8 protein-coding genes and 1 pseudogene are annotated in these 13,362 nt (G+C 53.6%); 1 reads left to right on the top strand and 8 read right to left on the bottom strand.

Annotated features, from left to right (window positions below):
• Window positions 1-44 precede the first annotated feature (44 nt).
• The 6 genes and pseudogenes from AC0LWF_RS01560 to AC0LWF_RS01535 form a co-directional block, all read right to left on the bottom strand.
• Entirely contained in the window at window positions 45-2,231 is a 2,187-nt protein-coding gene (locus AC0LWF_RS01560; protein WP_474649821.1) for an alpha-galactosidase, read from the bottom strand.
• Between the two features lie 181 nt (window positions 2,232-2,412).
• On the bottom strand, window positions 2,413-3,573 hold the full coding sequence (locus tag AC0LWF_RS01555; protein ID WP_474649820.1) for a Ger(x)C family spore germination protein: 1,161 nt from the start codon (window positions 3,571-3,573) through the stop codon (window positions 2,413-2,415).
• Window positions 3,570-4,994: pseudogene (locus AC0LWF_RS01550) on the bottom strand (spore germination protein). The gene AC0LWF_RS01555 and the pseudogene AC0LWF_RS01550 overlap by 4 nt, the downstream one beginning before the upstream one ends.
• A complete protein-coding gene (locus AC0LWF_RS01545) occupies window positions 4,945-6,087 on the bottom strand; it encodes an endospore germination permease (protein ID WP_474649819.1) in 1,143 nt (380 codons plus the stop codon). The pseudogene AC0LWF_RS01550 and the gene AC0LWF_RS01545 overlap by 50 nt, the downstream one beginning before the upstream one ends.
• 109 nt (window positions 6,088-6,196) lie before the next feature.
• Window positions 6,197-6,625: an RbsD/FucU family protein gene (locus tag AC0LWF_RS01540; protein WP_474649818.1), complete on the bottom strand. Its 429-nt coding sequence runs from the start codon at window positions 6,623-6,625 to the stop codon at window positions 6,197-6,199.
• A gap of 30 nt (window positions 6,626-6,655) precedes the next feature.
• Entirely contained in the window at window positions 6,656-8,446 is a 1,791-nt protein-coding gene (locus AC0LWF_RS01535; protein WP_474649817.1) for an L-fucose isomerase, read from the bottom strand.
• A 135-nt stretch (window positions 8,447-8,581) separates the two neighbouring features.
• Here AC0LWF_RS01535 and AC0LWF_RS01530 point away from each other — a divergent pair, with 135 nt between their 5' ends.
• Window positions 8,582-9,613 carry a LacI family DNA-binding transcriptional regulator gene (locus AC0LWF_RS01530; RefSeq protein ID WP_474649816.1) on the top strand — a complete coding sequence of 344 codons (1,032 nt, stop codon included), beginning with the start codon at window positions 8,582-8,584 and terminating at the stop codon, window positions 9,611-9,613.
• A 78-nt stretch (window positions 9,614-9,691) separates the two neighbouring features.
• Here AC0LWF_RS01530 and AC0LWF_RS01525 read toward each other — a convergent pair whose 3' ends face one another.
• A complete protein-coding gene (locus AC0LWF_RS01525) occupies window positions 9,692-11,992 on the bottom strand; it encodes an alpha/beta hydrolase family protein (protein ID WP_474649815.1) in 2,301 nt (766 codons plus the stop codon).
• 78 nt (window positions 11,993-12,070) lie between these two features.
• Entirely contained in the window at window positions 12,071-13,204 is a 1,134-nt protein-coding gene (locus tag AC0LWF_RS01520) for a metallophosphoesterase (protein WP_474649814.1), read from the bottom strand.
• Window positions 13,205-13,362: the final 158 nt, after the last annotated feature.

Raw genomic sequence — 13,362 nt, 5'->3', positions numbered from 1 at the left:
ATGCAGGTTGTCCCTTCACATGTACAAGATCGAACAAGATAGGCTTACTTCGATTTGAACCGGAAAACCGAGCTAAAGTAGTCGCCGTGCGGCAGCGGCTTCACGACGCCGGCATGCATCAGTTCATCGCCGCCGACCACTTCGTCTGTGCCGATCCACTCGTAGCGAAGAACGCTGCTAAGTCCCTTCAGCTTCAAGCGGCTAAGCGGCGGATTAGGCTCGCTAAGCACGGCAACGTGTACGACGAGTGCCTCGCGCTGATCCTTGGAGACGAACATCCATGCCGTCTCATTGCCTTCGAATGGGCTGAGCAGCCGGTAGAACGTGCCATACTGCACAAGTTCGCGTACTTCCTTCACAAGTGAAACCTGGCGCTTCACTTCTTCTTTCTCGGCTTCGCTGAATACCGTCAAGTCCAGCTCGTAGCCGAAGTTGCCGGACATCGCGACATCGCCGCGTGTCTTGAGCGGCGTATTGCGTCCTACTTGGTGATTCGGTACAGCGGATACATGCGCGCCCATCGTGCTAATCGGATAGACGATGCTCGTGCCGTACTGGATACGCAGCCGACTAACCGCATCGGAGTTGTCGCTCGTCCACGTCTGCGGCATGTAGTAGAGCATGCCAGGGTCGAATCGGCCTCCGCCGCCTGAGCAGCTCTCAAACAATACATGCGGGAACGCAGACGTAATCTGTTCCAGCACATGATAAAGGCCAAGCATGTAGCGGTGCGCCGTTTCCCGCTGCCGTTCCGGTGGCAATAAAGCCGAGCCGATCTCCGACATGTTGCGGTTCATGTCCCACTTGACGTAAGTAATCGGCGCGCTGCGCAGCACTGCGCTCACAGCTTCGATGATATAGTTCTGCACATCCTCGCGGGAGAGATCGAGAATGAGCTGCTTCCTGCCTTCCGAACGGCGGCGACCAGGCACGTGCAAGCACCAGTCCGGATTCGCGCGATACAGATCGCTGTCCGGCGACACCATCTCCGGCTCGAACCATAAGCCGAACTCCAGCCCGTGACTGCGCACCCTCTCCGCCAAATCTTCAAGGCCGCGAGGCAGCTTCTTCGCGTCAACGACCCAATCGCCTAGCGAGCAGTTATCGCTGTCTCGGCGGCCGAACCAGCCGTCGTCGAGCACGAACATCTCAATGCCGAGCTCGCTGCCTGCCTTGGCAATCGCTTCGATTTTGTCCGCGTTGAAGTTGAAGTACGTCGCTTCCCAGTTGTTTACGAGAATCGGCCGCACCGCATCGCGGAATGCGCCGCGGCACAGGCGTGTCCGGTACAGCTCATGGTATGTCTGCGACATCGTGCCGAGGCCGCTGCCCGAGAAGACCATAACCGCTTCCGGCGTCTGGAATGATTCTCCTGCTTCAAGCCGCCACGAGAAGTCAAACGGATTGATGCCAATAAACGCGCGTGAAGTGTGGAACTGATCCACTTCAACACCAGCCGAGAAGCTGCCGCTGTATACGAGGCTGAAGCCGTACACATCGCCGTAATCCTCAGTTGAGCCTTCGGACAATAGCGCAAAGAACGGATTGTTCATATGGCTGCTGGAGCCGCGCCGGCTCTCAACCGCCTGCAAGCCCGGTGTCAGCTGGCGCTTATGGACGTAGCGCTCGCGCACCCACGCGCCGGACAGCTGCAGCATATCGAAGCGGTCATGCGGCAGATCCACGCTTGCGGTGAGCGCGCGCGTCAGCTGCATGACGCCTGGGCTGTCGTTCTTAATACGCGCAGAACGAATGACCGCATCGAATGCTTCAAATACCGTATAGGACAGCTCGACTGTAAGGCCGGCAAGCTTGTCCGCTAATGTAATAACAAGCGTCTGCGCCTCGGAATCCTGTTCCGTATAAATAGCAGGCAGCCCCTCGATCTCTGGCTTCCCTTGCACGATTGTATGCGATTCGTAAGAAAGCTCCGTTACAGTCGTACCGTTCGGCAGTTGAACCGCATAAGCCGGCGAACGCAGGTCGCCAGAGCCGTAGCCCGGATATTCCTGCGGCAATGTATCGAGGGAGATTGTCCGGTCCTCCGGAATCGGCGTCGGACAGAAAGAAGCGCGTTCGATGCGCTGCAGCAAACGCGCTGGGTTAGGCTCGCTGATTTTGCGGCCCCAGTACAGATGAGTCGGGTATCCTTGAAGCACTTGAATAATATAACTCATATTGCGTGTTTGCAGATGGAACATACCGCTTGCGGCATTGAATGTAATGGACATCCTTAACGTATCCTCCTTATGGAAAAAACGACTCTATTTGAAGCGCGTTTAACCGCTCAAATTCACTTGTCGTCTCCAAGTATAGGGGGATTCTGATTCGATCTATATGGATGCTTGACGCGATCATATGGATAAATGTAGGATGGAACGGCACTAACCTCCCCAAGCTGCCGCTAATGGTCTATTGCATCTCAAACACGCCTGCCCGCCGGATGCCGAATGAAATCTTCACTTGCAAGTCCTTCTCGCCAGGAAGCCAATCGCCGTTTCGAGCCGTCTTTCTCCACTGGCCCAAATGATACCGATACATCACTTCTTCCAAATTGAACAGATCCATGTGCTGGCGAATGCCCGACGTATAAGCGAGCATAATCTCGTCCTCGATCAGCTTACGCACCTTGCCTTCAATTTCTCCCACTGACATCGTGCCGCCAATCTCAGTCAAATCGCCGTACGCCTTCACGTGCAGCACAAATTTCGGGCCTCCCTTGCCCAGTTTCAGCTCCTTCTTCTTCACCTTCGCATACTTAATCCAGACGACCGCCGAATCCTGCTGCCCCTTTGACTGCACCGTGTATTGCGCGCGATAGAGCGGATTTTTGGACCAGCGAATCCCAGTCACCTGTTTTAGAGGTAAATAGACCGGCTTATGCTTCATTTTGAAGGCAAATACGCCGTCCAGCTCCTGCACGGTGATCGGCTTCTTGTTCTGGTGCCACACCTTGCTCGAAACGGTGACGCTCGGCAGCAGCGCGGTCATCGCCTTCTCATTAAAGGCCGTGACGAATTTCTGCATCGTAACCGGAGGAACGGAGCTGTTCTGCTTCTCGAGCGTGAGCGGGTTATAAATATAGCTGTACATTTGCGATAGCTCGAAGAAGGCGCTTGCCGTTAAGATGTCGCTAAGCTCACTGCGCGTTCCGTAAATCCATGATGTATATCGGGTCACGCGCACCCGATTGACCGCATCCAGAATTTGAGCCATCTTATTCATCGCAGGCTCCCTCACAATGACTACATTCAATTGATCAAAATTAAGCGTGCTCTGGGTCGTCACGGCAATTTGTTTATTCGCTTCGCTGATACTTTTGCCATGTCCTACGCCGATCCAGACGGAAGGCTTCTGGGCCTTTGGGCTCTCCGACTTCGCAATCGCAGAGAAGTCCATCAACTGGACCGTAACGATATATTGTCCGTTCCGGTAATCGACTCCCATCGCCTTTACGAAGGCTTGCGCACTAAGATCGCTTGTATCGATCCGCCCTTTGCAGCCGCTCAGCAGGCTTGGCAGCACTAGCGCCAGCAGAAGCACGAGCAGGGAACGGCCATAAGCAGTCCTCATGGCAGGTTGCGCTTCACACGATATTTCCACGGCAGCTGCCACACCGCGGTAAGCATTTTCTTGAACTCGAACGGAGCAAGCGGCTTCAAGAACGGCATGCCGAACGATTCCAGCGTGCAGAGATAGAGCAGGACGGAGAAGAGAGAGATAAAGAAGCCGAACAAGCCCAGGAATGAGGCGGCGATCATCATATAGAAGCGAATGACGGTTACGGAGCCATTCAGCGACTGGTTCACGAGCGTGAAGGTGGAGACCGCCGTCACCGCCGTGACGACCAGCATTGTCGGCGATGTCAATCCAGCGCGAATCGCGGCATCGCCGACGATTAAGCCGCCGACGACGGTAACCGTTTGACCGACAGCTCGTGGCAAGCGGACGCCGGCCTCGCGAAAGATCTCGAACATGAGCATCATAAGAATCAGCTCCATCTGAGGGCTGAACGGCAGCCCGATTCGGTTCATCGTAACGGTAGCTAGCAGCGCAAATGGAAGCTGGTCATTATTGAATGCCAACAGACCAAGATAGAAGCCTGGCAATATGCCGGATAGTACAAAGCTGATCAAGCGAAGCGTCCGTTCAAAGATGACAAAATAGAACGGCTAATACGCATCCTCCGGAGACTTGACCAGTAGGGAGACGTTAACCGGCGCGACTAACGCAGCAGGCGTGCCATTCACCAGAAGGGCGAATCTGCCGTTCATAAGCGATTGAATGACCGCGTCCGGCCGGCCGATATAATCAATCAATGGTACCAATACAATCGACTTGTCAGAGATGATATCCTCAAGCTCTCCCGCTCCATGAAGAACCGCAATATTAACGCCGCGAAGCCGGTGTCTCGCTTCCTCAAGCGCAGCCGTGGCTGTAATGCCCTCCATGGAAAGCAAGCATATCCTCGTCTGCGATTCCGTGCCGATTGTAAACCATTCGGCATGCATTTTGGGTGAACGCAGCCTTTTCCGAATCAACGCCACATTCGTATCAATTTCTTCGACGAACCCATCGCGCGGCCCTTTAATGGATAATTCCAGCGTCGATTCTTCCGTCGTCCGTCCCGGAGGATGCGAGCAATCGATCGAATAAAACTGTTCTTCCTTCGGCTTCCAGACAATGATATAGCCTGCAAACAGCTGATTGAACAGCTCCTTCCCCTCGTTTCCCGGGTCCAGGTTTCGGATAAACGGACTTTGCTTCGGATCAATGCGAGTGCCAAGCCCTTCAGGCTGAAGCAAATGCTGCATGAACCGACTATCCACCAAGCCGTTGCAATACAGAATCGCAAACTCCTCGCGGTCCATATCGCCTTCGCGTTCAAAAGACAACGAGTGAGCTTCGACGTCGCCGCAATGCTTTACGGCATCCAGCAGCCAATCAAAGGTTATTGTTTGCTCTGACTTCTTGCCTTGGCTTCGGATTCTCATCTGCGCCACCTTCCTTCGGAATGCCTTTAAACGATAACAGCCAAATTAGAGTCGTCACACAAACCATCACTCCAATTTCAAAGACAAACGCATACCGGTAGATCAATTCAGGCGCAGTTACCGAAGCAAGCAGGATCAACGAGAGAACCATGTATATGATACTAAGAGCCGTAATGAAAATAATCTTTGTGAGCGGCTTGCGAAGCTGGAGGAGTTCAATGGTAATGACCATACCGAGAGAAATGCGCACGAAAGCACCGGAGAGCCACTGATAGATCGCGAAGAAATCCACATGCTCGATGTATTTGCCGATTGAAACAAGCCGCCACTGAGCAAATGCCGGAAAGAGCAGCTTGTCAGCCTCTGCAGGTCCGAACTGCGTAAGCGCTCCAATGGTCGGTCCTAACATGAGCAGCATAATAAACGCGAGCTGGATGATCATTTGCCAATGCCTGATGCGGCCGCTCAAGTGATGCTGAATGAATAAAATCGCCGACAACTCCATCATGCAGCTGAGCGCATACAAGGAGCCGTGCAGAGGCGGGCCCCATCCGCCCTCGAGCATCGGAAGCAGCAGAGCGTAGTTTTTATGAGGCATGTTGGCAGCCATAACGAGGTCACCGAGAATAACGACCGCCGGCAGCAGCAAACAGGACATATACGCAATTGCCCTAAGCCCGCTGTAGGCAGCAAAGCCGATAAGCGTCATCAAGGTAATCATGATAACAAGAAGCGGCGTATCCGGAAGATAAGTCGCGGACGTCCAGCTGATCGTTTCGACGAAGGTTTGAAAGCTCGCGTGCAGCAGAACGATAACGACCGGCAAAATAATAAACCAAGCACCAATCGGAGATACCCTTGTTCTCAGCCAATTCCGCAAGTTAATTTGCTTCGTTCGTTTCATCGTTCCGGTGATGAAAATGATTGACCAAGGAAGAATGATGACAAAAGCGATGATGCCGCACATCCAAGAATCTCTGCCGCTCACTTCAAGCACGGATGGAAGGACAAGCACATGCGAAGAAAGGCCGACAGACAACGTTAGCATCATAAATACAGGCCAGAACCCGAGCTCAATCGATTTTACCTTCATGCACGGTTGACCCCCTTTTCCATTTCGGCATAGTTTTACCAGAAAAGGCATAAAAAAAACCGGTCCCTTCGAGCACTAAGCTCGAAGAGACCGATTGAAACAGCTGATTTTAGAGGACACAGCCTTTTTTGAGAATTAAATTCGCATACCGCTCCGTTTCGCTCGTTGCGATAATTGCATACGCTTTGCGAGCCCGCTCGTAGAAGGCGAACCGTTCCACCATCACGAACGGCGACTCCAAGCTTGCACGCTCCTGAATGATGCTGCCATATACGTCCCACACCGGCGTCGCTACCGTATCGCCAGGCACGACCTGCATAAGCGCAGCCGGCTTGTCGACATATTGATCGAGCGGCATCAGCTGGAGAATCGCTTCAAGCAGCGCCGGAATCTCATGCCCGTCACAGCGAATGAGCCGCTGTGCATGGCTTGCAGCTGGAAAGTTCGAGTCCGCGATGACGATCTCGTCGCCGTGGCCCATCTCCATTAAGATTTTGAGCAAATCTGGCGACAGCACTTTAGGAATACCAATAAGCATCGTGTGAATCCTCCTGTTGAAACGAGCTAATTAATGATAAAGAGGTCCAAAGTTCGTGCATGCCCGGTAATCCGCACTCTCCGGATTGTCGGTGCCGAACAGGCTCCATGCGCGCGGACGGAAAATCTGTTCCGCGGGCACGTTATGCATATTAACTGGAATACGCAGCATCGAAGCGAGCATAATGAGATCTGCGCCGATATGGCCGTAGCTGATCGAGCCGTGGTTCGCGCCCCAGTTGTCCATAACATCATACACGGTGCGGAATGCGCCGTTGCCAGTCAGCCTTGGCGCGAACCAAGTTGTCGGCCACGTTGGATCCGTCCGCTTGTCGAGCGTATCATGCACTTCCTCCGGTAAATCAACCGAATAGCCTTCGGCGATTTGGAGCACAGGACCGATGCCCTTCACAAGGTTGATCCGCGACATCGTCATCGGCATGCCGCCGCGAGTAAGGTAATCCGAAGAATAGCCGCCGCCGCGGAAATACTCCAGGGAAGCAGGACGCCACGATGTTGCATCAAGGCACTTCTGTGCTTCCTCTTCGCTAATATCCCAGAACGGCTTCATGACTGGCTTGCCGTCTTGCTCCTGCTGTCCTGTTCCGTCAAGCGTAGCGGGACCCGAGTTAATCAGGTGCAGAATGCCGTTCTCCGCATGGCCGCTTAGACGATGGCCCGTTACGCGCTCCACGGAATCCGGGCTCCAGAACGTCCGCACATCCGCGAAGATTTGAGCCGTATTCGTCAGCAAATTACCGAATAGCATCACAGCGCCGTTCAAGCTGTCGTTCTCCGTCGCAACGATATATGGAGCGCGAATGCCGTTCCAATCGAAGGATGAGTTCAGCATCGCCTCTAAGAAGTCACCATTCGGAAAATGATCCGTCCATGCCCGCTGCCCCTGGAAACCGGATGCGATCGCATTGCGGCCGAGCGCCTCTTCGCCGTAGCCCAGCTCGTCCAGACGCGGGTTGCCGATCATGAGATCACGCGCGATCAGCGTCATCTTCACAACCGTCTCCCAATCCTTATCCTTCTGTTCGCGGGTCGATTGAATCGCCTCAGGGTTGTTGTCAGGACCCTCGCTGCAATTCTCCTTCACCCACGACAGCGCACGCTCGTACTCGGCCGGATCGTAGATGCCTTGATCCATGCGGCGGACGAACTCCGACATGTCGATGTAATCGGTACGCATACCGAGGTACTCTTGGAAGAACGCGTCATTCACAATCGAACCAGCGATCCCCATGGACACGGAGCCCATCGATAGATACGTCTTGCCTTTCATGAGTGCAACAACAAGACCCGCGCGGGCAAAGCCCAGCAATTTATCTCTCACATCGCTTGGAATCGTCGTGTCGCCGGTATCTTGCACTTCGTTGCCGTAGATGCCGAATGCAGGCAAGCCCTTCTGCGCATACCCGGACAATACTGCCGCCAAGTAAACCGCGCCCGGACGCTCTGTGCCGTTAAAGCCCCATACCGCCTTCGGGATGGATGGGTCCATATCAATCGTTTCCGTACCATAGCACCAGCAAGGCGTTACGGTAATGGATACGCCTACGCCTTCACGCGAGAACTTCTCACCGCAAGCTGCTGCTTCTGCAACGCCGCCGATGCAAGTATCTGCGATCACGCACTCCACGGGCTCACCGTTCGGATAGCGTAAATTCTCGGCGAACAGTCTTGCAACGGACTTCGCCATTTCCATCGTTTGCTCTTCAAGCGATTCACGAATGCCCTTGCGTCTGCCGTCAATTGCAGGACGAATGCCAATCTTAGGGAAAGCGGATTGATAACGAGTGCTAATATCTGCCACGAACGAATCCCTCCAACGAATGAATGTGATAAAGAATGTTACCGATAACTCTAAAATAACAATGTAACCGCTTGCTGTCAATCCATCTGTTAGGTAATATAAATGCATGATTAGACCTATGAGGAGCTTAAACCTATGGTAACCATCTACGATATCGCAGCTCAAGCGAATGTGTCGGCTATGACCGTTTCTAGAGTTATCAATAACACTGGCAAAATTAGCGAGAAAACGCGCACCAAAGTAAAGAAAGTTATGGACGAGCTTGGCTATGTGCCAAACCAAATGGCGCGCAGCCTCGTCCTTCAGCAGACACGCATTCTGTTTCTGCTTATTACAGACATTATGAACCCTTTTTATACAACGCTTGCCCGCGGCGCCGAAGATGCTGCGCGCAAGAATGGCTACCGGCTGCTGTTCGGCAATAGCGATGAGAGCGTGGAGAAGGAAGGCGAATACATCAACACCATTCTGACGACTCGTGTTGACGGTGCGCTGCTTGCTCCTGCCGGCGATCCGTCGCATCCTCATCTGGAACAACTGCGCAAGCATGGCGTGCCGTTCGTCTTGCTCGACCGCGAAGTGCCGGGCATCGCTTGCGACATCGTGCTCGGCGACAGCCGGGACGGCGCTCGCCGATTGGTTGAACATTTGGTTGGGCAGGGTCACCGGCGCATCGCGCTCGTGAACGGCTCGGCGTCGATAAGCAGCGCTCGGCTGCGGTTAGCGGGCTTTCAGGAAGCGATGAAGCTGAGCGATCTCGCGTTCGATGAACGTTATGTGCATGAGACCAGCTTCGGTCCTGAGCTGGACGCCGATGCGATGGAGCAGTGGATTGCTTCAATGGACCCGCTCCCTACCGCAATTATGGCGGGCAATAATGTGCTAGCCGTTGTTATTATCAAGCTGCTGCGCGCCCGTGCCTTACGCATTCCCGAAGATATTTCGATTGTTTGCTTCGATGACTTCGGACTCTACTCGGAGATGGACCCATTCATAACTGTTGCTGCGCAGCAGGCTTACCAGTTCGGATACCTGGGGATGCAGCTGCTTATTGATCGCATCGGGGAGCGGGAAGCGCCTGAGAAGACGGTTTGGAAAAAAGTTGTGCTGCCTCCCGAGCTGATTGTGAGGCGGTCCGTGAAACAGCTTGACGAAAGCGATAGCTAGAGCAAGCAAAAAGCACCGCAGTTGCCCGTGCCTAAGATCGCACGAGTTCTGCGGTGTTTTGTATTTGGCGTTATTCGGTTACGACGCGCTGACAACCTTGCTAATGCCGATGTCATCGAGCATCACTTTGCCTCGGTCGCTCGTGAAATAGAACGTGACACGCGTAAGCTCGCTCGGATCAAAATCAGCATTCTGCTTCTGGAACTGCGCGAACGGCAGGCTGAACGTTTGAAATACCGCTTCAGTGGGCACTTTATACTTGCCGTTCTTTATCGTTTTTTCCGTCCATGCGAAACGGGTAAACGTCGTGTATGGCAATGGCATCACCGCTTTGAATTGTGCAAGCGGCAGCAAGGCAACTGCGCCATTCTTGCTCTGCAGCTCGACATTAATAACGGGAAGCGGTGCGGCTGAGCCGCTGTTGTCCGCAGGCAGATCCTTCGCCAGATTCGTCATGGCGAATGTCAGCTGCTTCGCTGCGGCTGCATCCTGCTGCAGCCTCTCCGTCAGCGAATCAGGCAGCTGCAGCGTGTAGCTGCCGTCTCCCTGCTTCCACTGCAGCACAGCGCCGCGCGTGCCTTTGTCCTTGCCGTCGCGGTCTTTGGCCGAGTCTTCGGTCCAAATCAGCTTGCTGGCACTCGCTGTCACGCCGCTGTTCTCGGTCGTTTTATCATAGTCCTCTTCACTACGGGCAAGCGGTAAGAAGCTGCCGTCCTCGTAGCGGTTCATATACGTCGCTTGCGGCAGCCACGCAGCGCCAGTCCGATAATCGGTGAAGAGCGGCGTATATTCCTTCTTCCCAAGCAACGCATCTTCAAGGAAGGCGGACACGTATACTTTTGCCACTTCGCGCTGGTCATCCGCATCCATCATGCCCGCCCTGCGGAGCAGTAAGCCGCCTGGCAAGCTGTCATCCATTGTACCCCACTCGGTATTAAACCGGCTGTGGTTCGCTTCGCCGATATAGAGCGTGGACTTAAAACGGTCCGAGCCAGCGGAGAATGAGGAACGGATATACTGTCGCTCGCCGTTGAACGTATCGACATCTCCGTCGCTAGCGCCTTGGAGCGACAAGTAATACGTATCTTTCAGCTGTGCTTGCTTCTTGTCTACGACGTTATCCGTTGGCGCAATAGCAATAACTGCTTGAATAGCCACGTTATTGCTGGTCAAGCTAGCCAGTGATTTGTCATCAGCGAACCAACGTGACCGATCAGCCGCCATCGCAACGGCTTGACCGCCGCGGGAATGACCGATTAGCGCGACCTTCTTCAGATCAACCGCGTGGTAGAACGGTGTTCCCGCCTGTTCATTGAACTCGGCGATTTGCTGCAAATGCTTGAGAAGCATCCAGGCCCGCACTTTCATATCGTTGTTCGGGATGTTGCCCCAGTACGAATAGTTCAAGAAATTCTCATCGACCGAAACGGCGATGAACCCGCGGCTTGCCAGCAGCTCGCCCAGATACGCATAGCCTTCGTCGGAGAACTGTTCCATCAAATGATTGCCATGTACCATCAGCACGAGCGGGAATTCTCCTTCTCCCTCTGGCATCCAGACACGACCGTTCACCGGCAAGGCGTTCTCGTCGAAGCCCCAGAACATGGAGCGCAGCCACTTCCAGCGTGAAATATAAGCGGAAGCGTCGACAGGCTTCGAGATAAGTTCCGCATCTTCGCCGTATTCATCACGGCGTGAATCGTCACCGCTGCCGTACGTGAAGCTCTTTACTCGGTACAATCCAGGCTCCGCAGGATCATCGGCAACAAGAGCCTGAACCTGCTGCTCGTCCACCGACTGGACATCCGCAGAAGCCGTAACAACGCCTGTTTGATTAATTGGCCAGTAGCGGAAGCTGACTACGCTTGAGGTAACAGCGACAACAAGCGCGAGCTTAATCGCCATATGCACGCGGCGGTGAAGCAGCATGCCAATCACGAGCCCGCCAATAAGGCCAATTGCTGTAATACTGCCGGCTAGTATTAGTGTTAGTGGATCGCCAAGATCCGTCTGATCGCATACATACCAGACCACGCAGCCTGTAAACAAGCTGGCTCCCGCAGTTAGACGCGGAATCGGTATATAAAATAGAGCAAGAATATAAGCAATGATGAGCGAAGCCGCCCCCATAAGAATGGTGCAGAACAGGACCGCAACCACACAATCGAACAAGATGCCGAAGCCTGTAGGCATGCCAAGCGCTTCGATAATTAATATCGTATTGCAGATCAGCCATACACCGGCAATGGCCGCCTTCCATACAGCGGTATCAAAACCAAGAGCCGCTTTGCCCCGGTCAAGGAGCCAATTCGCCATTCTCTTCCACATACTGCCGCGCGCGGGCGGCGCAGGTATCGACGGTATGAGTTCAAGTTCCATATCGGGCTCCTAGTCTATCAGAATTGTAAAATGACGCTATTATTCGATTATACGATGGTTGAAAAGCGCAACCAACATCTATTTGTTGTCATGGGAAGTAAAGTTAACGGTGATCGACCATATTTCGCTCCGACTGCCAAGCCGAATCGGCGGTCCCCACGTTCCGAACCCGGAAGAGACGAATGCGTGCAAGCGTTCTGCAATAAGCTTGTATCCATAATCAAGCTCGAAGATTCGGCGCGTCACGAGATGGTTCGGCGCCATTTGGCCCCTGTGCGTATGCCCGTGAAGCGATAGATCGACGCCGGCGTCGGCAATTTCGCGAATTGCGCTAGGTTGATGATCCATCAGAATGATCGGCAGCTTCGTATCTAGATCCGCGACTAATGCAGCGACATTCATGCGGGCATGATCCGTCTTATCCTTGCGCCCGATCAGATGGATGCTGTCGGCAATGAGGACATGGTCATCGAGCATCACAGGGATGCCGGCTTCCTTCATCGCCTGGACATACGTATCGATACCCCCGCCATAATATTCGTGGTTGCCGAGTACCGCGTATGTGCCGTACTTAGACTTAATCTGCGCGAGCTGCTGGGCATAATGATTGCGAATAAACGGTTCCACTGCATCGTCAAGCACATCGCCAGGAAGCAGAACAAGGTCAGGCTTCAAAGCATTAACTCCATCCACGAGACGCTGCAGATGCTTGCGGCCAACGGTCATGCCAAGATGTAGATCGGAAGCAACCGCAAGCTGCAGCCGTTTCAAGCTGCCAGCGGACTTCGGAATCGTCACTTCATGCTCGCGAACAACGGGGCTCCATGCGTTGCGTGACCCTCGCGCCATTATGAGCACAAGTGCAGCAATAACCGCCCAGCCCGCCGTTACTATCGAATCCGGTCTTGTCATCGAAGAAGCTCGCATCCCCCATGCCGCCAAATCCGCCACCGGCAGCAGAAGCACACTGTACTGCATAAGAGCGATCCAATAGGAACCTATCCACTTGAGCAGCGTAACGGCAGGTTTCGGCAGAAATTTGCGCAGCAGCATCGCGAATAAATAAGAGAGTGCAACAATAGCAAACACAGGCCAGAAGAGCGCGCCTGGCACCTGCCCGCCACTCTCCGCAATAAACAAGTTCAAATGCCATCCGATATAAACCTGCAAACCCGTATAAATCGTCAAAATGATAATCAATCGAGCAGCCATACGTCCTCCTTGATATCTGTGAGCTATCTTTTCTATCAGTATACCGATTTCGTAGGCAAAATGCGATTTTGCTAGATTGGCTTGCGAGAATGGAGAACAACACAAAGAAAATGCCCTAGAGGAAGTCTCCATGACTTCTTTCTAGGGCACTAGGCTTT

It is taken from the genome of Paenibacillus sp. sgz302114 (genome assembly GCF_056120345.1).
Note: the sequence above shows the minus strand (reverse complement) of the source record. Positions and strands in the feature narration are given on the sequence as shown.

Bases quoted from the DNA above. Each gene is read 5' to 3' on its own strand.
- AC0LWF_RS01560 (WP_474649821.1), bottom strand. From the start codon at position 2,231: ATGTCCATTACATTCAATGCCGCAAGCGGTATGTTCCATCTGCAAACA.
- AC0LWF_RS01555 (WP_474649820.1), bottom strand. From the start codon at position 3,573: ATGAGGACTGCTTATGGCCGTTCCCTGCTCGTGCTTCTGCTGGCGCTA.
- AC0LWF_RS01545 (WP_474649819.1), bottom strand. From the start codon at position 6,087: ATGAAGGTAAAATCGATTGAGCTCGGGTTCTGGCCTGTATTTATGATG.
- AC0LWF_RS01540 (WP_474649818.1), bottom strand. From the start codon at position 6,625: ATGCTTATTGGTATTCCTAAAGTGCTGTCGCCAGATTTGCTCAAAATC.
- AC0LWF_RS01530 (WP_474649816.1), top strand. From the start codon at position 8,582: ATGGTAACCATCTACGATATCGCAGCTCAAGCGAATGTGTCGGCTATG.
- AC0LWF_RS01525 (WP_474649815.1), bottom strand. From the start codon at position 11,992: ATGGAACTTGAACTCATACCGTCGATACCTGCGCCGCCCGCGCGCGGC.
- AC0LWF_RS01520 (WP_474649814.1), bottom strand. From the start codon at position 13,204: ATGGCTGCTCGATTGATTATCATTTTGACGATTTATACGGGTTTGCAG.